The organism is Lentzea albida, from assembly GCF_900111005.1.
Lineage (GTDB): Bacteria > Actinomycetota > Actinomycetes > Mycobacteriales > Pseudonocardiaceae > Lentzea > Lentzea albida.
Map to the genome: position 1 here is coordinate 96,597 of NZ_FOFV01000003.1, position 21,510 is coordinate 118,106.

Annotated in this window: 21 protein-coding genes; 10 read left to right on the forward strand and 11 right to left on the reverse strand. The window is 69.5% G+C overall.

The window, feature by feature from the left end; all coding sequences use genetic code 11:
* Positions 1–75: 75 nt before the first annotated feature.
* Together BMY74_RS09440 and BMY74_RS09445 are read right to left on the reverse strand one after the other, a co-directional pair.
* Positions 76–474: a Rieske (2Fe-2S) protein gene (locus tag BMY74_RS09440; RefSeq protein WP_089912962.1), complete on the reverse strand. Its 399-nt coding sequence runs from the start codon at positions 472–474 to the stop codon at positions 76–78.
* 9 nt (positions 475–483) lie between these two features.
* Positions 484–978: a hypothetical protein gene (locus BMY74_RS09445; protein WP_089912965.1), complete on the reverse strand. Its 495-nt coding sequence runs from the start codon at positions 976–978 to the stop codon at positions 484–486.
* Between the two features lie 381 nt (positions 979–1,359).
* Here BMY74_RS09445 and BMY74_RS09450 point away from each other — a divergent pair, with 381 nt between their 5' ends.
* The 4 genes from BMY74_RS09450 to BMY74_RS45685 all read left to right on the forward strand — a co-directional run bounded on the left by BMY74_RS09450 (position 1,360) and on the right by BMY74_RS45685 (position 5,172).
* Positions 1,360–2,793 carry a helix-turn-helix domain-containing protein gene (locus BMY74_RS09450; RefSeq protein ID WP_245786001.1) on the forward strand — a complete coding sequence of 478 codons (1,434 nt, stop codon included), beginning with the start codon at positions 1,360–1,362 and terminating at the stop codon, positions 2,791–2,793.
* Positions 2,793–3,269: a hypothetical protein gene (locus BMY74_RS09455; protein WP_089912971.1), complete on the forward strand. Its 477-nt coding sequence runs from the start codon at positions 2,793–2,795 to the stop codon at positions 3,267–3,269. The genes BMY74_RS09450 and BMY74_RS09455 overlap by 1 nt, the downstream gene beginning before the upstream one ends.
* A 587-nt stretch (positions 3,270–3,856) precedes the next feature.
* On the forward strand, positions 3,857–4,318 hold the full coding sequence (locus BMY74_RS09460) for a hypothetical protein (RefSeq protein ID WP_089912973.1): 462 nt from the start codon (positions 3,857–3,859) through the stop codon (positions 4,316–4,318).
* Complete coding sequence (locus tag BMY74_RS45685; protein ID WP_218159585.1) at positions 4,315–5,172, forward strand: hypothetical protein; 858 nt, start codon at positions 4,315–4,317, stop codon at positions 5,170–5,172. Before BMY74_RS09460 ends, BMY74_RS45685 begins: the two co-directional genes overlap by 4 nt.
* 38 nt (positions 5,173–5,210) lie before the next feature.
* Here the strand turns inward: BMY74_RS45685 and BMY74_RS09470 are convergent, their stop codons facing one another.
* Positions 5,211–5,402 (reverse strand): S1 RNA-binding domain-containing protein, encoded by a 192-nt coding sequence (locus BMY74_RS09470; RefSeq protein ID WP_089912976.1) that lies wholly within the window; start codon positions 5,400–5,402, stop codon positions 5,211–5,213.
* A 182-nt stretch (positions 5,403–5,584) separates the two neighbouring features.
* On the opposite strand from BMY74_RS09470, the gene BMY74_RS09475 reads away from it, so the two are divergent.
* From BMY74_RS09475 to BMY74_RS09490, 4 genes are read left to right on the forward strand one after another with little or no spacing between them, the layout of a single operon-like run.
* Positions 5,585–6,547, forward strand: coding sequence for a helix-turn-helix transcriptional regulator (locus BMY74_RS09475; protein WP_089912979.1), 963 nt, complete (start codon positions 5,585–5,587; stop codon positions 6,545–6,547).
* A complete protein-coding gene (locus tag BMY74_RS09480) occupies positions 6,544–7,464 on the forward strand; it encodes a sigma-70 family RNA polymerase sigma factor (protein WP_089912982.1) in 921 nt (306 codons plus the stop codon). The genes BMY74_RS09475 and BMY74_RS09480 overlap by 4 nt, the downstream gene beginning before the upstream one ends.
* A 34-nt stretch (positions 7,465–7,498) precedes the next feature.
* A complete protein-coding gene (locus BMY74_RS09485) occupies positions 7,499–8,218 on the forward strand; it encodes a sulfite exporter TauE/SafE family protein (RefSeq protein ID WP_089912985.1) in 720 nt (239 codons plus the stop codon).
* Complete coding sequence (locus BMY74_RS09490; protein ID WP_089912987.1) at positions 8,215–8,547, forward strand: hypothetical protein; 333 nt, start codon at positions 8,215–8,217, stop codon at positions 8,545–8,547. The genes BMY74_RS09485 and BMY74_RS09490 overlap by 4 nt, the downstream gene beginning before the upstream one ends.
* Here the strand turns inward: BMY74_RS09490 and BMY74_RS09495 are convergent.
* The 8 genes from BMY74_RS09495 to BMY74_RS44920 form a co-directional block, all read right to left on the reverse strand.
* Positions 8,532–10,136 (reverse strand): alpha/beta hydrolase, encoded by a 1,605-nt coding sequence (locus BMY74_RS09495; RefSeq protein ID WP_245786002.1) that lies wholly within the window; start codon positions 10,134–10,136, stop codon positions 8,532–8,534. The two genes, BMY74_RS09490 and BMY74_RS09495, sit on opposite strands and share 16 nt — an antisense overlap.
* Before the next feature lie 79 nt (positions 10,137–10,215).
* Positions 10,216–11,814, reverse strand: a complete 1,599-nt coding sequence (locus BMY74_RS09500) for an alpha/beta hydrolase (RefSeq protein WP_089912991.1) — start codon at positions 11,812–11,814, stop codon at positions 10,216–10,218.
* 63 nt (positions 11,815–11,877) lie between these two features.
* On the reverse strand, positions 11,878–12,849 hold the full coding sequence (egtD, locus tag BMY74_RS09505) for an L-histidine N(alpha)-methyltransferase (RefSeq protein WP_089912994.1): 972 nt from the start codon (positions 12,847–12,849) through the stop codon (positions 11,878–11,880).
* Entirely contained in the window at positions 12,846–13,571 is a 726-nt protein-coding gene (egtC, locus tag BMY74_RS09510; RefSeq protein ID WP_089912998.1) for an ergothioneine biosynthesis protein EgtC, read from the reverse strand. The genes egtD and egtC overlap by 4 nt, the downstream gene beginning before the upstream one ends.
* Positions 13,572–13,575: 4 nt before the next feature.
* A complete protein-coding gene (gene egtB, locus BMY74_RS09515) occupies positions 13,576–14,865 on the reverse strand; it encodes an ergothioneine biosynthesis protein EgtB (RefSeq protein WP_089913001.1) in 1,290 nt (429 codons plus the stop codon).
* On the reverse strand, positions 14,862–15,950 hold the full coding sequence (locus tag BMY74_RS09520) for a glutamate-cysteine ligase family protein (protein WP_245786003.1): 1,089 nt from the start codon (positions 15,948–15,950) through the stop codon (positions 14,862–14,864). The genes egtB and BMY74_RS09520 overlap by 4 nt, the downstream gene beginning before the upstream one ends.
* Before the next feature lie 258 nt (positions 15,951–16,208).
* Entirely contained in the window at positions 16,209–18,659 is a 2,451-nt protein-coding gene (locus BMY74_RS09525) for a PQQ-dependent sugar dehydrogenase (RefSeq protein ID WP_089913007.1), read from the reverse strand.
* Positions 18,660–19,200: 541 nt separating this feature from the next.
* Positions 19,201–19,353 carry a hypothetical protein gene (locus BMY74_RS44920; protein WP_177229658.1) on the reverse strand — a complete coding sequence of 51 codons (153 nt, stop codon included), beginning with the start codon at positions 19,351–19,353 and terminating at the stop codon, positions 19,201–19,203.
* A 140-nt stretch (positions 19,354–19,493) separates the two neighbouring features.
* Here BMY74_RS44920 and BMY74_RS09530 point away from each other — a divergent pair, with 140 nt between their 5' ends.
* Positions 19,494–20,087: a TetR/AcrR family transcriptional regulator gene (locus tag BMY74_RS09530; protein WP_089913009.1), complete on the forward strand. Its 594-nt coding sequence runs from the start codon at positions 19,494–19,496 to the stop codon at positions 20,085–20,087.
* A gap of 31 nt (positions 20,088–20,118) precedes the next feature.
* Positions 20,119–21,393 (forward strand): cytochrome P450, encoded by a 1,275-nt coding sequence (locus tag BMY74_RS09535; protein WP_089913012.1) that lies wholly within the window; start codon positions 20,119–20,121, stop codon positions 21,391–21,393.
* The last annotated feature ends 117 nt before the right edge of the window (positions 21,394–21,510 follow it).

Below are 21,510 nucleotides of genomic sequence, written 5' to 3' on the forward strand. Positions count from 1 at the left end.
CTCACACCACAGCATTACGCGAACAGATCGGCTGAAGTTCAGCGAGACGCACGATGCACAGCAAATGCACAGGTCTCAGGCGAGCACCAAATCGTCACCCGAACGGGAGATCGCGACCTCGGTCAACCCGGAAGTCGCAGGTCCTTTGCGGACTTCCCCCGTCGACGGGTCGAAAGTGCTCCCGTGCAAAGGGCACGTGATCGCGCCACCGGCAGGGGGGTTCACCAACGAACCGACGTGCGGGCACGCGGGGTTGAAAGCGCGGAATTCACCCGATCGAGGTTGCACGACCAGCAGCTGGGCGTTTCCGGGCATGTCCACGAGCAGTCCGGACTTCTCCGGCACCGAGGCCACCGCGACGACCCGGTCCCCCGGCCGGGCGGTGCCGACACCGCCCGTCTTGCGAGGAGCGGGCTCACCGCAGGCGCTCAGAGCGGCGGCGAGCCCGCACAACAACACTGTTCGACGATCCACGAACGCCGATTATCGGCGCTGGTCCTCCGCGGCGGCCGTCCGGGCCAGTGCGAGCACGGCCGTGAACGGCGGGAACCAGTGCCGCGAGTGCGACGGCGGGTTCGCCCACCGCAGCGATCCGTACCTGGTCATCGTGGGCGGGAGCGCGATCCGGTGCGGCGAGCGCACGAACTGGACCTCCGGCGGCGCCTTCAGGTGCGTGGGCAGCAGCGCCACGAGCTCGGCGAGGAAGATCCAGTGTTCGCGGGGGCCGGGGATGACCGTGACCGGCCCGGCGAGCATGCGCGACTTCAGATCGGCCAGGACGCGCGACCCGATCCGCGCCGGCATCGCCAGTGCGGTCGTGGCGGGGCCCAGGGGCAGGAACACGCCCTGCTCGGTGACGCTCACCTGCCAGCCGAGCAACCGGTAGCCGGCGACGGCCTCGCCGATCGCGCGGGCGTGTCCTCTGTTCTGTGGGATCCCGGCATTCCCGGTACCGGTCTCCGCGGTCGTGAGGCTCATCGGCGGTTGTCCTCCCCGTTGGTGGGTGGCACTGGCCACGGCCACGGGGATCGACCCGCAGCCTGACGTTGTGCAGGGTCCTTCTCAGTTCCCGCCAACACCACTCGCGTGATGCATGCGGCTCATGCATCACGCGTATGAAGCTCATCCGCCGCACGGGGGCGCCGGCACTGCGACACGCGAATCCATTACGTCTTATGCATGAGATGGATGGACTGACGATCACACCTCCGTACACTGGAGAAACGCTCAGTGACGGGGGCGAGGCCGATGGATGCAGCGAGACCCACATCCAGACGCGCTTGCCCTTGCGGGGCGTTCATCGCCGCCGACAACCCCGATCGGCTGTGTCACCGGTGCCGCCGCAACGCTCGCGCGGACGTGCACGGACCACCTGAGGTCCCGCCCGACTTCTGGGACCTCCCCGCGATCGCCGCCGCGTGCACTGACCGCGACATGGGTGCGCTGATCTCGGCGTACCGGCACCACCCCCAGCACTTGAGCCGCGTCACCCAGGACCGCATGGCGGGGTGGCTCGGCATCAGCCAGGCGCAGCTCTCTCGTTACGAGTCGGGCGAGAACCAGATCGACCGCCTCGACCGGCTGCGCCACTTCGCGCAAGTGCTCGGTGTACCTGGCGAACGACTGTGGTTCGACCGAGTCGTCATCCCAGCTCAGGTGGGCTCCCCCGATTCGGGCCCGCCAGACGTGCTCGCCGCCCCCTGGGAGGCGACGAGCATTGCCCGTTCGGTCGAGGAGACGGCGAGGAGCGACTTGGCGATCAGCAGACGAGCGGCGCTCACCGGAGCCGCCGCGGTGACGGTGGGGTCGGCACTGGTCGAGCCGCTGCAGCGGTGGTTGCACCCCCTGCAGAACCTGTCGAAGTGGTCGTCGCACTCGGCGATCAGCGAGGAGGAGCTCTTCGCGTTGCAACGCGTCGCCGACGGCCTGCGCGGCTGGGGCGGACGCGGCGGTTACGGCCTCGCCCGCAAGGCGGTCCTGGGTCAGCTCGACGAGCTGGCCGAACGCCTGGGCAGGGCCCCGTCCGGCCCGACGACGGAACGCGCGTTCTTCATCGGCGCCGAACTGTCGAAGGTGGCGGCGAGCATGTCGTTCGACGCGGGGCTGCACAACGCGGCCCAGCGCTACTACGTGCTGGCCGTCCGCATGGCGAAGGCGGGCCACAACGACGGCTTCGCGGCTCTCTGCCTCGCCGCCATGGCCAGGCAGATGTTCGACCTGGGCCGTCCCGAAGACGGCTTGGAGCTCGTCCAACTCGGCCAGTACGGCACCCGCCGCACCGGCACGCCGACGTTGAAGGCGCTGCTCCTCACCCGTGAGGCCTGGGCCTACGCGAGCATGGGCAAGACCCGCGAGTTCCACCAGGCAGTGGGCATGGCGCAGGACAGCTTCGCCCAGCGGGACGCGGACAACGAGCCGCGCTACCTCCACAGCTTTGACGAGGCCGAACTGGAGGGCGTCATCGGCGCCCGCTGCCGCGACCTCGCGATGCACGACCCCACCCAGGCCGTCTTCGCCGAACAACACATCCGGCGGGCCCTGGAACTGCGTGACCCGTCCAAGGTGCGCAACCGCGCCTTCGACGTGATCGGACTGGCGCGCACCAAAATGGTCGCGGGAGACCCGGAGGCAGCGTGCGGCTTGATCAACGAAGTCCTGCCGACGGCGGCGAAGCTCTCCTCGGGACGCGTCCTGCGCAAACTGGAGGACTTCGCGAAGGAGGCGGCACGACACCGCCACATCCCCGCCGTGCAGGACACGAGGGACGCGATCAGAGCGATCCGGACAGCGTGATGCGCGTAGGCATCACCGGCCACACCAACCTGGTCCCCGAGTGCGTCCCGGCGGTCCAGGCGGCGATCACCGAAACCCTCAGGTCCCTGGGCGGCACCCTGGTGGGCGTGACGTGCCTCGCACCGGGCGCCGACCAGATCTTCGCCAGAGCCGTCCTGGAACTGGGCGGCGAGGTGGAGGTGGTCCTCCCGGCCCTGGACTACCGCGACCGCCTGAAACCACACCAGGTGGCCGACTACGACGAACTGCGCGCCGCCGCCACGGTGGTCAGCGTCCTGCCGCACATGTCGAGCGGCCGCCTGGCCTACGTGGCCGCCAACGAACGCATGCTCGCCTCCGTCGAGGTGCTGGTGGCGGTGTGGGACGGCGTGCCGGCGCAGGGGAAGGGCGGCACGGCGGACGTGGTGGAGCAGGCCCGCGCCTCGGGCGTGCCGATCGAGGTGGTGTGGCCTCCGGAGGCCCGCAGGAAGTCGTGACGGCGAGCCGCGCGCGCCTGGGGTGGGAGAGCGCGGAGTGGGGTGAGCGGGCGGCAACAAGCGGAGCAGGCTCGGGTGGAGCACCTGATGGCCGCGACGCCGAAGGCGAGCCGGACGATTGCCGCGATGCCGCAGGCGAGCCGTCTTCAGCAAAGAGGTACCGGCGGTGGGGTCCCATCACGAGTCGCGCCACAGCTCTTGCTGCACCTGAGGGGTGGGGTCAAGTCGACACGCTTTTCGTCGACTTGACCCCACCCCTCAGGTGTGGCCCGCTCTTGGTGCGGCTTGGGATGGGACCCCACCGCCACCGCAACCCTCAACGCAACAGGCAGCCGCCCAAAGCAGCAGGCGTGCCATCAACCTGCCCGCGGCGCTACCCCCTGATCAGATTGCCGGGGTCTGGGGCAGAGCCCCAGGGGAAGCACGCAAGGCGACCAGGCCGCCCGCAAAACAACCACCCGCACAAGCCGCGCCCCGCAAACCAGCCCACCCCCACTAGGCCGAGCGAGGGAAGTTCGTCGGCAACCGGACCAACTCCCCTCCCACCCCCTAGCCCCACCCCCGACCCTTGATCACGATTTCGGGGCATGGCAGCCGATCCGTTCGCCCGCCTGGCCGACCGCCAGCAGTCCCTGCGAACAGCCCTGCGAGCCCTCCAAGCGGCCGGCCCCGGCAGCCCCGACTTCCCCGCCCTCCTCACCACCACGAACGACGAGGTGGAAGCGGTGATGCAGGCCCGCAGGGACGTCGAGGCGGCCCGGCTCACCACCCCGAACCGCGCGATCGCCGCGGGGACCACGGCCGCGGCCCTGATCGTCGCCGTCGGGTGGTTCGACGCCTGGTCGCTGCTGTCCCTGCTCGTCGCGGTGGCCACGGCCGCCTCGGTCCTCGTGGATCCCGCCGGGCGCCGGCTGTGGGAGCCCCGGGCCCGCACGACCGTCATCACCGCGGCCCTCGCCGCCACCCTCCTGACCCCGCTGCTCCACGGCTGGGCGACACTCATCACCGCGGCGGGCATCGCCTGGTGGGCCTGGAGGACGCAACGGTGAACATCGACCCGGTCAAGGCGTTGGAAGGCAAGGTCGAGCGCCTCGGCAAGGACCTGAAGGCGCTGGACTCCCGCCTCGAGAACGCCCAGACCGACGCGGCGCACGAGCAGCTCGGGCTGTCGAACCAGCTCAAGGACACCACCCGCAAGCTCGGCAGGACGAACGACCGGGTCACCGAACTGGCCGAGAGCGTGCACCGGCTGGAACGGCTCCTGGTGGCGCTCAACCGGAAGGTCCGGGCCGGCGAGACGCGCAAGGCCGACTTCGGGAACTGGCCGGAGATCGAGAAGAAGGAACTGGCCAAGATCTTCCAGGGCCAGGAGGCCTACTCGCGCAAGACCTTCACGCCTCAGGAGGCCAAGGACACGCGCAAGGCCATCGCCGAGTACGACCGGAGGGCGCACGAGGCGATCGAGGCCGCCGAGTCGTTGACGCACCTGCCCGCCAACGCGGAATCGTTGTGGCGCAAGCACTACAAGCAGTGGCATGCGATCACGGACAAACACAGGCCCGAGGTGCCGGACGACGACACGCACGCCAAGGACACCGCTGCCAAGTCGGCCGGCAACGAGGCCATCAAGCGCACGCGTCAGCAGATCCGCGCGCGCATCGAGGACGCGGTGGCGAACGACCTGCTGTTCCCGGCGTGGTTCGAGAACGCGATGGGACCCGCCGCGCCACCTGGGCGGGCGGACGATTGGCTATACACCGCAACGGATGTCGTGTTGTACCGGCTGCTGCACGACGTGACGAGTCCGGCGGACGCGCTCGGGCCGGCACCCGCCGAGGACGGGCACCGCAAGACCCTGTACGACCGCCTGGTCAGCGAGTGCGCGGAGTACCGCAGGCCGTGAGCAGGCCCGGGCAGGGCGCCTCTGCCCGGGCACTCACGTCACGCCAGCTCCAGGCTGAAACGCTGCTGCTCGACGTCCACCGCGAGCACCTTCACCTGCACCGAGGCACCGACCTCGGCCTGGCGGCCGTGCAGGAGCCCGTGTGCACCGGCGGGGTGCTCGACGAAGGAACCGAAGGGAACGGTCGAGACGACCTTCCCCGAGAAGACATCACCAACGTTGGGAAGCATTGCGCATCACCTCCTCTCCCGTGCGCTTGTCCCAGAAGTGGACAGGCGCGGGGGTGGAGGGGCCCTGATCAAGTCAGGGCCGGGCAACCGTTCCGCTCACGGCACAAGGCCGACCCGGCAGTCATGACGGCAACCCTAGCCACCGCAGGCCGTTGTCCGCAATGGAATCTAGAATCCGTCACATGCTGGAGACGTCCGCACGGCTGCTGAAGCTGCTGTCCCTGTTGCAGGTGCGGCGGGACTGGACGGGCCCGGAGCTCGCGGACAGGCTGAGCGTGGACGTGCGCACGATCCGCCGCGACGTCGACAAGTTGCGCAGCCTCGGTTACCCCGTCACGTCGCTGCCCGGCGCGACCGGCGGGTACCAGCTCGGCGCGGGCGCGGAACTGCCGCCGCTGCTGCTCGACGACGACGAGGCGGTCGCCGTCGCGGTCGGGCTCCGCACGGCGGCGAACGGCAGCATCGCGGGCATCGAGGAGACGTCGGTGCGCGCTCTCACGAAGCTCGAACAGGTTCTGCCGTCCCGGCTTCGCCGTCGCGTGCAGGCGCTCCAGACGCACACCACTCCTCTGACGGCGGCCGGCCCGACGGTCGACCCGGAGACGCTCACGATCATCGCCGCCGCCTGCCGCGACCACCAGCAGCTGCGGTTCACCTACGCCTCGACGCACGGCGAACCCGCGAAACGGCTCGCCGAACCGCAGGGTCTCGTGCACACCGGCCGCCGCTGGTACCTCGTCGCGTGGGACGTGTCCAAAGAGGACTGGCGAACGTTCCGGGTGGACCGGATCACCGGCCACCCGACCCTCGCCGCGCGCTTCACACCGCGCGAACCGCCCGCGGAGTCGTTGGGGGAGTTCGTCTCCCGGCAGATCTCGTCCAACGTCTACACCTACCAGGCCGTGCTGAGGATCCACGCGCCGCTGCAGGTCGTCGCCGAACGCACGTCGCCGATGTCGGTGTCGCTGGAACCGGTCGACGACACGTCCTGCCTGATGCGCACGGGCGCCGAGGCGCTCGACCGGATCGTGTTCTACCTGCTGTACCTGGACCTCGACTTCGAGATCCTGGAACCGCAACGGCTCAGGGACCACGTGGGTACGCTCATCACCCGGCTGCAGAAGTCGATCGGAGCGCAGGCATGACAGTGGACTTCGAGACCGCCGCGGACCCGTTCCGGCGCGAGCTCCTCGCGCACTGCTACCGGATGCTCGGCTCGCTGCACGACGCCGAGGACCTGGTGCAGGAGACGTACCTGCGGGCGTGGAAGGCGTACGACAGGTTCGAGGGCCGGTCGTCCGTGCGCACCTGGCTGTACCGGATCGCGACGAACGCCTGCCTCACCGCGCTGGACGGCAAGGCCAAGCGCCCCTTGCCGTTCGGGCTCGGCACGGAGAGCGCCACCGAGACCGACCCGCTCACGCAGGACCACGAGGTCCCGTGGCTGGAGCCGTTCCCGACGGACCCGGCCGCGATCGTCACCGAACGCGAGTCGACGCGGCTGGCGTTCGTCGCGGCACTGCAACACCTGCCGCCACGGCAACGCGCCGTGCTCGTCCTGCGCGACGTCCTGAGGCTGAGCGCCGCCGAGACCGCCGACGAGCTGGAGATGACGGTCGCGGCCGTCAACAGCGCGCTGCAACGAGCGCACGCGCAGCTCAAGGACCTCACCGAGGACGAGGTCGTCGAACCGGCGGACGCCAAGGCGTTGCTCGACCGGTGGGTGAAAGCGTTCGAGGCCAAGGACATCCCGGCGATCATCGGCATGTTCGCGGAGGACGTCGTCTGGGAGATGCCGCCGTTCCCGCAGTTCTACCGCGGCCCGGCGATGGTCGCGTGGCACCTCGAGAACCAGTGCCCGGCGGTCCCGCACGGCGCCAGGATGATCGCCACCGAGGCCGGCGGCCAGCCCGCCTTCGGCCTCTACCTGCGGGCCGAGGACGGCGTGTTCCGCCCGTTCAACCTCCAGGTGCTGGAGATCGGGCAAGGCCGGATCACGCGCGTGTCGTCGTTCTTCGACCTCACCCTGTTCCCGGGCTTCGGGCTGCCTGCGACCGCCTGAAAACCTCGGACACCGATGTGTAGCCTTGCTAACCATGTCCTGGGGGTTGCTGGCGGTCGCGGGCCTGGTCGTCGCGTGCGGAGGATTGCTGCAGGGGTTGATCGGCTTCGGCTTGGCGCTGATCGCCGTGCCGCTGCTCGCCCTGCTGGACCCGGCACTGGTCCCGGTTCCGGTCCTGGTCATCGCCTGCGCGCACGCGATGATGTCGCTCGCCAGGGAGTTCGGCCACGTCGACTGGCGCGGCGTCGGCTGGGCGATGCTCGGCCGCCTGCCGGGCACGGCCGTCGGCATCTGGATCGTCAACGCGCTCGACCCGCGTAGCTTCGGCATCGTCGTCGGGGCCGCGGTGCTGGCGTGCGTGCTGCTGTCGATCACGTCCTGGCGCCCGCACCCGACACCGCCGTCACTGGTCACGGCGGGCGTGGCGAGCGGCTCGTTCGGTACGGCCACGTCGATCGGCGGGCCGATGGTCGCGTTGCTCTACCAGAACCAGGCCGGGCCGCAGGTGCGGGCGACGCTGGCGGCGTTCTTCGTGCTCGGCTCGGGCGCCTCGCTCGCCGGGCTGGGCGCCACCGGCAACGTGACGGCGCACCAGCTGTGGAGCGGCGTGCTGCTGATCCCGTTCCTGGTGGCCGGGTTCCTGCTGTCCGGGCCGTTGCGGACGAGGCTCGACGGCAACGGGATGCGGACGCCGACGCTGGTCGTGTCGGGGGCGAGCGCGGTGGTGCTGATCGTGCGGAGCGTGCTGTCGTGAAGGTCCGCTGGTGGGCGGTGCTGGGAATCGGTTCGCTCGCGGCGCTGACCGCGTACGTGCACGCGCCGGTCCAGGAGTTGAGGGGCCTGGAGGACCTGTGCGCGCAACCCGGTGCGCGCTGTGGCTCCCAGCCCGGCTGGTACACGGGTCAGGAGAGCTACGAGACGCTGCGCGGGGTCGAGATGAGCGCCCGGCTGCCCGGAGTCGAGGTGGTGTACGACCACCGGCTGTTCTGGGCGTTGGTGGTGGTGACGCTCGTGTGGACCGCGGTGGCGGCGCTGCGCGAGCACCGCCACCGCTTCCGGCGAGGGGATCAGGCGAACGGCTGAACGTTCGGCTGGAACACCTGCCCGTCCTCCGGCGCCACCAGGTCCACCAGGTACTTCGCGACCGCCGCGTCCGTCGCGGCCGAGCGGCCCAGGATGCAGTGCCCGAACGCGTCCACGCTGATCAGCCGCGCGTTGCCGAGCTGCTTGGCCATGCGCTGCGCGAAGAGGTACTGCGTGGCGGGGTCGTAGTAGTTGCCGACCACGACGATCGGGTTCTTCGTCTTCTTGTTCCACGGGCCGATCCAGCGGTCCGGGTGGCGCGTCGGCCACGTCGCACACGTCAGCAGGTCCGAGGCGGCCTGGTAGCGGCCGAACGTCGGCGACTCCTTCTCCCACTTCGCCGCGGTGGCGGCCCAGGTGCGGGTGGTGCGGGAGAACGGCTTGTCGGTGCAGTTGACGCCGTAGTACGAGTCGTCCGCCGTGTACGGGGTGTCGGGCAGCGGGTCGACGTCGAAGCGGCCGGCGCCGTTGTTCAGCGGCTCGGCGAGCTCCACAGTGGACTGGACGCTCATGGTCGCGAGGGACGGGTTCAGCGCCGTGTGGACGCTCTGCAACCACGCGGCGAGGGGCGCGATCCTGGCGATCGAGTACAGGTCGCCCGCCACGCGGCCCACGACGTCGGCCAGCGTCACCTGCGTGCCGTTCGGCAGGGTCGCCGGGCCCTTGGCCAGCGCGGCCTTGAGGGCCTCGAACTTGCCGCGGGCGTCACCGGCGAACGCGCACTTGGCCACACCGGCGGAGTCGCAGCGCTTCAGCATGGCGTCGAGGGCGATCTCGAAGCCGCGGGCGCGCTCGCGGTCGTACTGCGCGCCGTCGGTCAGGCGCAGGCGCGGGTCCACGTTGCCGTCGATCACCATGGCGCGGGTGCGCGACGGGAAGATGTTCGCGTACGTCGAGCCCAGCAGGGTGCCGTAGGAGAAGCCGACGAAGTTGAGCTGGGCGTCGCCCACGGCCTCGCGCATGATGTCGAGGTCGCGCGCGACGGCCTCGGTCGACATGTGGTTGAGCAGCGGACCGGCGTTGATCTTGCAGTAGTCCGTGTAGGCCTTGGACTGCTTGATGGAGCTCGCGATCTCGGCCTGCGTGATGGGCAGCGAGAACCAGCCGTCGTTGACGGCGGCGGCCTCCTCCTGGGTGCGGAAGCAGCGCATCGGGGCGCTGCGGGCCACGCCGCGCGGGTCGAAGCCGACGATGTCGAACCGGTCCAGCACCGCGGGCTGGAAGTAGTTCTTCGCGATGGCGCCGCGGATGAGGCCGGACCCGCCGGGGCCGCCGGGGTTGAGGAAGATCGAACCGATCTTGCGCGCCGGGTCGTTGGCGGGGCGCTTCATCATGGCGATGCCGGTCTTCTCCCCGCGCGGGCGCGAGTGGTCGACGGGCACTTCCTGCGTGGCGCACGAGAGCCGTGCGCGTTCCTCGGGCGTCACGGTGGACGGAAGGGTGGCGAGCACGTCGGCCGCGCACTGCCCCCAGGCAGCGGGTCTGACGGAGGGTGCGGGCTCGGCCGAGGCCGAACCCGCACCGGAGACGATGGTGCCGAGCACGAGCGCGCTCGCGAGCACCACACGCAAAGAAGAGGATGACGTCACGGATGCACCTCATCACCGAGCGTGCACCGTTTGTACCCGCCTATCGTCGGGTTGTCCGGCGACAGGCGGGCACCGGTGGTCAGAACGGTTGCGCGTTCGGCTGGAACACCTGTCCGTCGGCCGGAGCGGTCAGGTCGACGAGGTAGCGGGTCACCGCGGCGTCGGCACCGGCCGAGTCACCGAGGATGCAGTGCCCGAACGAGTCGACGCTGATCAGGCGCGCGTTGCCGAGCTGCTTGGCCATGCGCTGCGAGAACAGGTACTGCGTCGCCGGGTCGTAGTAGTTGCCGACCACGACGACCGGGTTCTTGGTCTTCTTGTTCCACGGCCCGATCCAGCGGTCCGGGTTGCGCGTCGGCCACGTCGGGCACGTGAGCAGGTCGGACGCGGCCTGGTAGCGGCCGAACGTCTTCGACTCCTTCTCCCACCTGTCCGCGGTCGAGGCCCAGTTGCGGTTCGTGCGCGCGAACGGCTTGTCGGTGCAGTTCACGGCGTAGTACGAGTCGTCGCTCGTGTACGGCGTCTCCGGCAACGCCCGCACGTCGGCGCGGCCGCCGAGGTTGTTCACCACCGGGACGTCCACAACGGACTGAACGCCCAAAGCGGCCGCCGACGGGTTCTGCGCGGCGTGGATCGACTGGAGCCACGCGGTGAGCGCCTTGAACGTGGTCGGGCTGTACAGGTTGCTCGCCGTGCGACCGACGACGTCGGTCAGCGTCACCTGGGTGCCGTTGGGCAACGTCGTCGGGCCCTTGCGCAGCGTGTCGCGGAGCGCGTCGAACTTCTTGCGCGCGTCACCGGCGAACGCACACCGCTCGACCCCCACGGAGTCGCAGCGCTTCAGCATCGCGTCCAGCGCGATCTCGAACCCGCGGGCGCGCTCGCGGTCGTACTGCGCGCCGTCGGTCAGCCGCAGCCGCGGGTCGACGTTGCCGTCCAGGACCAGCGCCCGCGACTTGGACGGGAAGATGTTCGCGTAGGTCGCGCCGAGCAGCGTGCCGTACGAGAAGCCGACGTACGTGAGCTGCCTGTCCCCCACGGCCTCGCGCATGACGTCGAGGTCGCGTGCGACGGCCTCGGTCGACATGTGGTTGAGCAGCGGACCGGCGTTGATCCCGCAGTAGTCCGTGTACGCCTTCGACTGCCGGATCGAGCTGGCGATCTCGTCCTGGGTGATCGGCAGCGCGTACCAGCCGACGTTGACCGCGTCGGCCTCCTCCTGCGTGCGGAAGCAGCGCAGCGGCGCGCTGCGGCCGACACCGCGCGGGTCGAAGCCGATGAGGTCGAACTTCTCGAGGATCTCCGGCGTGAAGAAGCTGGAGCCGTACGCGCTGTAGATCAGGCCGGCGCCACCGGGGCCACCTGGGTTGATGAACAGCGAGCCGATCTTCTTCGCCGGGTCGCCGGCGGGCCGCTTCATCATGACGATGCCCGTCGAGTCCCCGCGCGGGCGCGAGTGGTCGACGGGCACCACCTGGACGGCACAGCTGACCTTGGTGCGCTCGGCCGCGGGGATCTCGGCGAGCACGTCCGCCGCACACGGACCCCATTGCGCGGGTCTGGCGGCGGAAGCGGCTTCGGGCTGGGCTGAAGCGCTGCCCAGCCCGGTGATGACGGTGCCGAGCGCGAGCGCACTGGCGAGCGCCACGCGCACGGCACGCGTAGATGCGGAAGTCATCGTTGCAGCCCATCACCGGGCGTGCACCGTGTGTACCCGCCTATCGGAGGGTTGTGACCTGACCTACACGGCTTGGGCGAGCGAGACCGCGAACCTGCCCTCGGAATCGGTCCACCAGCGGTGCAGGGCGAATCCGCCCTCCTCCAGCTCCCGCTTCACGCCCTCCTCGCGGAACTTGGCCGACACCTCGGTCCGCAGCTCCTCGCCCTCGCGGAACTCGACGGTGAGACCGAGCTCGGCGATCGTCACGGTCATCGCCCGCTTCGCCCGCAGGCGCATCTCGATCCACTCCTGCTCGGCGTTCCACAACGCCACGTGCTCGAACGCGTCGACGTCGAAGTCGCCGCCGACCTCGCGGTTCAGCACGTTCAGCACGTTGCGGTTGAACTCCGCCGTCACGCCCTGTGCGTCGTCGTACGCGCGCACCAACGTCTGCTCGTCCTTCACCAGGTCGGTGCCGAGCAGCAGCCACTCCCCCGGCTCCAGCACGTCGCGCACCGTCCGGAAGAACTTCTCGCGCTCCTCCGGGATCAGGTTGCCGATCGTGCCACCGAGGAACGCGACCACGCGCGGCGACTCACCGGGCAGCAGCGCGAGGTGCTGCGTGAAGTCGCCGACCACGCCGTGCACGCGCAGGCCCGGGTAGTCCGCGATGATCGCGTGCGCGGCCTCGGTGAGCGCCGACACCGACACGTCCTGCGGCACGAACTCGCGCAGCGTCCCGTGCTCCCGCAACGCGCTGAGCAGCAGCCTGGTCTTCTCCGACGAACCGGAACCCAGCTCCACCAGCGAGTGCGCGCCCGTGGTCGCCGCGATCTCGCCGGCGCGGGAGGCGAGCACCTCGCGTTCGGCACGGGTCGGGTAGTACTCGGGCAGCCGCGTGATGTCCTCGAACAACGCGCTGCCGACGGCGTCGTAGAACCACTTCGGCGAGACCCACTTCGGGTCCGCGGTCAGTCCGGCCCGCACGTCGGCACGTAGCGCGTGTGCGGCGTCCTCCGGCTTGAGATGAACGTCCAGCACCGGCTCGGTCATATCGGTCGAACCTCCACAGTGGATGGATCAGCGGTGACCACGTGCCGGTCGGGGATCTCCCGCCAGCCCGGGTCGTCGTCGAGCGGTTCGGACGCGATGGTCACGCCCTGGCCCTTCTGCAGCACCCACAGGGCGTGTGTCCACGTCGTCCCCGCGAGCACCTTCCCGTTCGTCAGCAGGAAGTTCAGCCGCGACTTCGGCGCCGCGTCCGCGACCTCCCGCACGAGTTCGGCGAGCGCCCGCGCCGGCTCCTCCCCCGTCTCCAGCCGACGCCTCAGCACCGTCCACAGCAGAGCCGAGTCGGTGGGGGCGTCCATCGTGAGCAGGTCGGTGACGTCGAGCGTCTTCGCGAGGCCCGCGACGGTGTGCGGCCAGCCGTCGACGCGGCCGTTGTGGCTGAACAGCCACGTGCCGTCGGTGAACGGCGCGCACGCCGCGTCCGACACCGGCATGCCCGTGGTCGCCGACCGCACCGCCGCCAGGACCGCCGTCGACTCCCCCGCCGCAAGCTGGCGCAGGTTCGGGTCGCTCCACAACGTCCCGGCGCGCCGGTACCGCACCGGGCCGGGGAACCAGCCGACGCCGTAGCCGTCGACGTTCACGGTTCCACCGGCCCGCATGTCGGCGGGCGCGTAGGACTGGTGCTCCAGCGAGTGCGGTGCGTCGTAGAGCAGGCTCGCGACGGGCACGGCGGCGCCCAGGTACGCCAGGTGGCGGCACATCGGCCTAGGCGTCCCTGGCGCAGCGGAAGCCGGCGAAGATCTGCCTCCTGATCGGGTAGTCCCAGTTGCGGAACGTCGAGCGGATCGCCGACTTGTCGGTGCCGAACGACCCGCCGCGCAGCACCTTGTAGTCCGGCCCGAAGAAGACCTCGGAGTACTCCTTGTACGGGAACACCTCGAAGCCCGGGTAGGGACCGAAGTCGCTGGAGGTCCACTCCCACACGTCACCGATCAGCTGGTGCACCCCCGCCGGGGAGGCACCCGCCGGGTACGCGCCGACCGGGGCGGGGCGCAGGTGGCGCTGGTTGAGGTTCGCGTGCTCCTCGGTCGGCTCCTCGTCGCCCCACGGGTAGCGGCGAGTCGTTCCCGACGCCGTGTCGAACCGGGCCGCCTTCTCCCACTCGGCCTCCGTGGGCAGGCGCTTGCCCACCCACGTCGCGTAGGCCTGCGCCTCGTGGAAGCACACGTGCACAACGGGTTCGTCCGGCACGATCGGCTCGGTCACGCCGAACGCCGTGCGCACGAACGAGTTCTCCTCGCGCTGCCAGAACCTCGGCGCCATGAGCTTGGCCGTGGTGCGGTGCTCCCAGCCCTCGTCCGTCCACAGGCGACGGTCGTCGTACCCGCCGGCCAGGATGAACTGGGCGTACTCGGCGTTGGTGACCGGGGTGGTGTCGATGAAGAACGAGTCGACGTGGACGGCGTGCGCGGGCCGCTCGTTGTCCAGGGCCCACGGTTCGTCCGAAGTGCCCATTTCGAACGGTCCGCCCGGAATGAACACTTCCGTTGTGGGCACGAGACTTCCGGCCGGTGGCGCGGGCGCGTGCAGCACCGGGTCGCCCTTGCGCAGCTGGTGCGTCGCCAGCATCGTCTCGTCGTGCTGCTGCTCGTGCTGCACGATCATGCCGAACGCGAACCCGTTCTCGACGAGCCGGCGGCCTTCGAGCGGCACCTTCTCCAGCACGTCGAACACCTTGCCGCGCACGTCGCCGACGTACTGGCGGGCCTCGCGCGGGTTCAGCAGCGGCAGCTCGGGCCGCACGCTGCGGGCGAACTTGAACGCGTCGTAGTACTCGTCGATGTCACTGCGCACCGGTTCGCGTCCGCCGACGTCGCGGACCAGCCACAGCTCTTCCTGGTTGCCGATGTGCGCCAGGTCCCAGACCAGCGGCGACATCAGTTTCGAGTGCTGCCGGACGAGGTCGTGCTCGTCGACGGCGTCGGTCAGGGCGGTGGAACGCGCGCGCGAACGCAGCAGTTCCTCCGCCACCTGCTCGCGGAGTTGTTCGGTCACAGCTTCCCCTCAAGCTCCTGGCTGATGGCGCTGATCTGTTCTCGGGAGAGGCCCGTGCGGGGCAACGCCTCGATGCCCAGGGCCACGACGTCCTTCGCGGCGCGCGCGATGCGCTCGTCCGCCAACCCGTACCGCGCGGCCTTGAGCCACCGCCCGGCGGCCCGTTCCGTCGCCGCCAGCACACCGTCCACAACGGACGGGTCGCTGAACAGCGCGACGAGCAGCGCACTCGGCGCGATCCACCCACCCGGTGCGGGGGTGTCGAGATATCTGATCTCCATGTACCCGCGCGGCCGGACCGGCGGGAACATCAACGACATGTGGTAGTCGAGGTCGTCGCTGGTGGGAGCGCGGTCGTGCGCCCCCTCGACCCACTCCGCGAACGTGAACCGGCGCTCCGGGATCCAGCTGGAGCTGGGGCCGCGCACCACGATCACGGGGGTGTCGACGACTCTTCGCGCGTAGGCGGAGGCCGGATCGGCGCACACGGCACTCGGTCTGGTGCGCACGGGATCACAGCCGTAGAGCGCCCGCATGCGCGCGGACGCCCAGTCCTGGTGCAGGCCGCCGATGCTCGGCGAGTTCGCGAACAGAGCGATCATCACCGGCCCGAGCTGGTGCACAGCGGCCCACCTGTCCTGCACGTGCTTCTGCTCGCCGAAGTCGATGCACACCTGCAGGCCCGCGGTGTTGCACATCATGGAGATGCCGTCGTCACCGAGCGGCGCGAAGGCGTGTTCCATCGCGGCGTACCGGGGTACCTGCAGCAGGCGCGTGGGACGTCGATGCTGGTCAGCGCCCTTGTCGCCGAGCACGAGGCCGTGGTCGGCGAGCATCGCCGTGAGGTGGGAGATGTCCTGGGAGACCGTCTGGAAGAGGTCCGGGAGGCTGGTGCAGGGAGGGGTGGAGATCTCGACCTGCCCGCCTGGTTCGACGGTCAGCGGTGTGCCGCTCGGAAGCGGCCGCTGGGGGCTGTCCGGGACTAGCGTGGGTGGCGCGTGGTCGCCGAGTGCGGCGGCGAGCCTATGTCGATCGAGGACCTGCGAAGGGTCTTCGGCGTGGTGCACGGTCCATTCGAGCTCCACGCCGAAGAGCCTCGGTGGACCGTGCTTGAAACAGACCGAGGCCACATAAGCCTCGGCCTCGGCGCGATCGGCGAACCTCGCCGGCGCCCTTTTGGTACGCAACGCAGTCACGCTGCCACACTCCCCGTGATCGTCTGGCCCGTTCGACGCTACACGCGGGGTCTGACACTCGCAGCTCTCAAATCCTTACGAAACAAGTGATGTTGCCCGTGTGCACGCGTGCACACGGGCGACCGTCCCACTTCGTGGCGAGACGTCTTACGTTCTGGCATCCAGACGTCCGCGCGGCACCGTTTCGGCGGTTGACGCGCCGCCCTCGTACACCACGTCGATGTGCAGGATCCGGTCGTTCCCGGCAGATCCGTCCTTGTCGGTCGTGGTCGTCAGCCAGATGTCGCCCTCGGCGTCCACCTCGACCGTCCGCAGCCGGTTGTAGGTGCCCTGGAAGTAGGTCTGCTGGTCGACGAGGTTGCCGTTCGCGTCGATGCGCATCCGGTAGATGCGCTGACCGACGGTGGTGGCGACGAACACGTGGTCGTTGATGATCGTCAGGCCCGAGGGCGAGGCCTGCGAGGTGGACCACGTCTTCTTGGGCGGGATGGTGCCGGCGCAGTTGCCGATCGTGCCCTCGCACGGCTCCCAGCCGTAGTTGCCGCCCTTGGTGATCAGGTTCACCTCGTCCTGCTGGGAGTTGCCGAACTCCGACGCCCACAGCCTGCCCTGCGAGTCGAAGTCGAGGCCCTGCACGTTGCGGTGCCCGTAGCTCCAGATCGCCTTGCCGGGGAACGGGTTGTCGGACGGGATGGAGCCGTCCGCGTTGAGGCGCAGGATCTTGCCGGCGTTGGTGTTGAGGTTCTGCGCGTTGTTGCCGTTCTGCGCGTCCCCGGTCGAGACGAACAGGTACCGCCCGTCCGGGCTGAACCGCAACCGCCCGCCGTTGTGGTACCGGTTCTTCGGCACGCCGTCGAGCAACGTCGTCCAGCCGGTGAGCTGCGAGCCGTCGAACTGAGCCCTGACCAGGCGGTTTCCACCGCTGTAGGTGTGGTAGACGTAGACGAACCGGTCGGTGGCGAAGTTCTTCGACACCTCGATGCCGAGCACACCGCCCTCACCGTTCGTGCCCATCGCCCCGGGTACCTTGCCGATGGTGGTCTTGGCGCCGGCCTCGGTCACGCGCAGGACGTTGAACGTCTCGCGCTCGGTCACCAGCGCCGACCCGTCGGGCAGGAACGCGAGCCCCCACGCGACGTCGACCCCGGCCACGACCTGCTTGACCGAGCCGGGGTTCGGCACCCCGATGCCCCCACCGGCCACCGGCCGGACGGAGATCTCGTTGGAGAACGCCGACAGGTTGCCCGCCGCGTCCTTCGCCCGCACCTGCGCGCGGTACGTCTGCCCGGTGGTGAGCCCGGCGACGGTCGCCGACGTGGCCGACCCGTCCGCGGTCTGCTTCAGCGCGCCGTCGAGGTGGATCTCGTACCCGGTGACGCCGACGTTGTCACTCGACGCGCCCCACGCGAGCGAGACGCTGGTCGAGGTGGCGCCGGTGGACCGCAGGGTGCCCGGCGTCGTGGGCGGCTGCGTGTCGGCGGGCGCGGGCTTGGTGCGGCCGGGCACGTTGTTGGAGGCCTGCGAGACGTTGCCCGCGCGGTCCTTCGCGAACACGGTCCAGTCGTACTCGACGTCGGGCCGCAACCCGGTGGCCGTCGCCTCCAGCACGTTCCCGACACTCGTGACGAGCTGCCCGTGCTGGTAGACGTCGTACCCGGTGACCCCGACGTTGTCGGTGGCCGCCTCCCACCTCAGCGACACCGAGTTGTGCGTGGAACCGACGAACTGCAGGTTGCGCGGCGGCGTCGGCGCCTCGTCGTCCGGCGGCCCGACCAGCACGGCCGTCAACTTGTCCGCGTTGGGCCCGCCGTTGGCCGTCGTGGCGGTCGCCTTGATCCTGTTGGCACCAGCGTGAAGCGTGGCCTTGATGGTGCGCGTCTGCCAGGTGGTCCACGCCCCGGTGCCGGGGAACGACACGACCTGCGCGCCGGCCCCGTCCACGGTCACCGACACGGGCCGGTCGGCCGTCGTCCCGTTGGCGTAGCGGAACACGAGGTCGTGCTCCCCACCGGACTCGGCGTTGATCACGTACTCGACGGACGACCCGACGACGTTGTCGTAGTTGACGAACCCGCGCCCGGAGAACCCGGCCCAGTTCGACTCCACGACCCCCTGACTGACGACCGCGTCCTCGGCCTCCTGTTCCAGAGCCGCCTCCTCGACCTCCAGGTAGTCGAGGTTCGGCCCGCCGGTGGCCCCGGTGGAGGTGACCTTGATCTTGTTCACGCCGGCGTTGAGCGCGACGGTGTTCTCGGCGGACACCCACGTCGTCCACGCGCCGGTCCCCGCGAACGCCCGCTCGTCGACGGCCAACGCCCCGTTGACGCTCACGTCGGCGGGCCGGTTGTCCACGCTCCCGTTGGCGTACCGGAAGACCAGCTTCACCTGCCCGGCCCTCGCCGCGGTGACCGTGAACTCGACCGAACTGCCCACCACGTTGTCGACGTTCACGAACCCGGCCCCGGAGAACCCTGCGTGGTTCGACTCCACCACACCCTGCGACACGGCAGCGTTCTCCGCCTCGTACCGCACCGGCGCCGCAAGAGCGGACTCCGGCACGGACACCACAGCAACGGCTGTGGCACAGGCAACGCCCATCACACCGAGCGCACGCGCCCGGCCTCTTCTCGGTGCCACTGTTGTGCCTCCCAGGGGGATCACGACGAAGCGGCGGCGGGGTACAGCTGTATAGACAAGAAACTTTCCTGACTGTTGCGCAGATCACACCACCGCGGGCCGCCTGAGTCAACCCCGCCGCCGAGGTGCGGGAAAGCGCTTACCGGAACCCGAGACGGATCCCGGTCGCCGGACGGGAGGGCGCGAGCGAACGCAGGTGGGGCCAACCGCGACACGACCACACAGGCAGGCCCGAAGCCCGCCCACCCGACACGACCACGCACGAAAGCCCGGCGCGCGGTGCCCACCGCACTCGCCCCACCCACCACAACCACGCACTCGGGCCCGGCGCCCGGTACCAACCGGACAGCCGCAGGCAAAGACCAACCACGCACCCAGCCTGGTGTGGCGATGCGAAGCGAGCCGGATGAACTGTGCTGCGATGGGCACCGGTGCAGCCAACCGCACCCCGGAACTCGTCAAGGCCCGAGGGACCACCCTCGCAGGCCGACGCCGGAACCCGTCACCGCTCCCGGTTCTCAGCCAAAACCGCGATCAAATCCGAAAACCCACGCGAAACCAGCAAATCCACCACGTGGACCCCAGTCGACTCCCGCCGCTGCCACCCCAGACGCTCCACCAGCGCCGACAACGGGCGAACCTCCTGCGTCTCCATGAGCCGGAAGGATAAAACCAACCCCGGCCGAACCGGCCCAGCCGCCCCACATGATCCACTCGAAAGGATCACATGGGCGACAGGGTCCAATCCGTACGTACGGATTGGATTTCCCGCCCTCCCCCTGCCACCATCTACCAGTGCCCAGGGTGAGTCAGGACCACCTCGACGCCCGCCGCCGTCAGATCCTCGACGGCGCGCGTGCCTGTTTCGCGCGACACGGCTACGAGGGTGCCACCGTACGCCGCCTCGAGGAGGCCACGGGTCTCTCCCGCGGTGCGATCTTCCACCACTTCCGCGACAAGGAGTCGCTCTTCCTCGCTCTGGCCGAGGACGACGCCCTCCGGATGGCCGACGTGGTGGCCGAGCAGGGTCTCGTCCAGGTCATGCGCGACCTCCTCGACGAACCCGAGAAGCGCACCGAGGAGCACGCCGCCGACTGGCTCGGCACGCGTCTCGAGGTCAGCCGCAGGCTGCGCACCGACCCGGACTTCCGCGCCCGGTGGGCCGAACGCAGCGAACAGCTCACCGCGGCCACCCGCCAGCGCCTCATCCGCCAGCGCGAGGCCGGCAACCTGCGTGACGACGTCGACGTGACGGTGCTGACGAGCTTCCTCGAACTGGTCCTCGAAGGCCTCGTCTCGCACCTCGCGATGGGGCTGCCGGCGGACGACATGGAACCTGTACTCGATCTGGTGGAGGAAACCGTGCGCAGGCACCGCCGCAACTCTTGAAACCACCTGCCTCACACCGCAGTGTGGACCCATGCTGAAGACCACCGTCCAGTTCTTCGCACTGCGCACGCTCGTCCGCGGCTACGCGCTGATGGGTGACCCGTACGCGGGCGTCATGGCCTCGCCGCCCGACCGCGACCCGTACCCGATGTACGAGAAGGTGCGCGCGAAGGGCGACATGGTGCGCAGCCGCATGGGGGCGTACGTCACGCCTAGCCGGGCGATCTGCGATTCGGTGCTGCGGGACAACAGGTTCGTCACCGCCACGTTCGACGAGGCGTCGATGGTGCCGATCACCCTGATCCGGGACGGCGAGAAGATCGTCAACCCGGTGCAGGACTCGTTCCTGATGAAGAACCCGCCGGACCACACGCGGCTGCGCAAGCTGGTGCAGCCGTTCTTCACGCCCCGTGCGCTCAAGGACCGCACCGAGTCGATCAAGAAGATCGTCACCGACTACCTCGACCGGCTGGACGACCGGTTCGACGCGGTCGCGGAGTTCGCCTCGCAGGTGCCGATCCAGGTCATCGCGGACCTGCTGGGCGTGCCGGACGAGAACAAGGCGCTCTTCGCGCGGTGGGGCAGTTCGCTGGCCGAGACGCTCGACGGCGTGTGGTCGCACAAACAGCTCAAGGACCTGCACGCCACGATCGTCGAGTACAACGACTTCATCGACGGGCTGATCGCCGAGCGCCGGCGTGATCCCAAGGACGACATCGTCAGCTATCTGGTCACCCGGCACGAGGACCTGAGCCGCGAGGACCTGGTCGCCACGACCGGCCTCCTGCTCTTCGCCGGGTTCGAGACGACGGTGAACCTGATCAGCAACGGCGTGCTGAAGGCGTTCGAGAACCCGCACACGGTGGCGCCGCTGAGCCAGAGCCCCGAGTACGCCGAGGGGTTCGTGGAGGAGGTGCTGCGGCTCGACCCGCCCGTGCAGTACACGATCCGCTGGCCGAAGGAACGCCTCGAGCTCGCCGGGGTCTCGTTGCCGAAGGGCATGCCGGTGATGCTGATGCTGGCGGCGGCGAACCGCGATCCGCGCGTCTTCAAGGACCCGCTGAGGTTCGACCCGACGCGGTCCAACGCGCGCGAGCACCTCGCGTTCAGCGCGGGAATCCACTACTGCATCGGCGCGGGACTGAGCCGCATCGAGGGCTCGATCGCGTTGCACGAACTCTTCAAGCGCTTCCCGGACCTCGTCGCCGACGGACCGGTGACGCGCCGGAAGTCGAAGTTGATCCGCGGCGCGTTGCGACTTCCGGTTCGAGCGAACGAAACCAAACGGTCACTCGCGGTGAAGTAATGCTGACCTGGGGCGAATTTTGTTGCGACGCGTGCTCGACTTCACCCGGCTGGAGCAATGTTCGTGCCCCAATGACACTTATCCGTAGTGCATGCTTGTAAGTGAGAGGAAGACCCG

Coding starts and splice junctions, on each gene's coding strand:
- BMY74_RS09445 (WP_089912965.1), bottom strand. CDS start 978: ATGAGCCTCACGACCGCGGAGACCGGTACCGGGAATGCCGGGATCCCA.
- BMY74_RS09455 (WP_089912971.1), top strand. CDS start 2,793: ATGCGCGTAGGCATCACCGGCCACACCAACCTGGTCCCCGAGTGCGTC.
- BMY74_RS09460 (WP_089912973.1), top strand. CDS start 3,857: ATGGCAGCCGATCCGTTCGCCCGCCTGGCCGACCGCCAGCAGTCCCTG.
- BMY74_RS09470 (WP_089912976.1), bottom strand. CDS start 5,402: ATGCTTCCCAACGTTGGTGATGTCTTCTCGGGGAAGGTCGTCTCGACC.
- BMY74_RS09475 (WP_089912979.1), top strand. CDS start 5,585: ATGCTGGAGACGTCCGCACGGCTGCTGAAGCTGCTGTCCCTGTTGCAG.
- BMY74_RS09480 (WP_089912982.1), top strand. CDS start 6,544: ATGACAGTGGACTTCGAGACCGCCGCGGACCCGTTCCGGCGCGAGCTC.
- BMY74_RS09485 (WP_089912985.1), top strand. CDS start 7,499: ATGTCCTGGGGGTTGCTGGCGGTCGCGGGCCTGGTCGTCGCGTGCGGA.
- BMY74_RS09500 (WP_089912991.1), bottom strand. CDS start 11,814: ATGACTTCCGCATCTACGCGTGCCGTGCGCGTGGCGCTCGCCAGTGCG.
- egtD (WP_089912994.1), bottom strand. CDS start 12,849: ATGACCGAGCCGGTGCTGGACGTTCATCTCAAGCCGGAGGACGCCGCA.
- egtC (WP_089912998.1), bottom strand. CDS start 13,571: ATGTGCCGCCACCTGGCGTACCTGGGCGCCGCCGTGCCCGTCGCGAGC.
- BMY74_RS09525 (WP_089913007.1), bottom strand. CDS start 18,659: ATGGGCGTTGCCTGTGCCACAGCCGTTGCTGTGGTGTCCGTGCCGGAG.
- BMY74_RS44920 (WP_177229658.1), bottom strand. CDS start 19,353: ATGGAGACGCAGGAGGTTCGCCCGTTGTCGGCGCTGGTGGAGCGTCTG.
- BMY74_RS09535 (WP_089913012.1), top strand. CDS start 20,119: ATGCTGAAGACCACCGTCCAGTTCTTCGCACTGCGCACGCTCGTCCGC.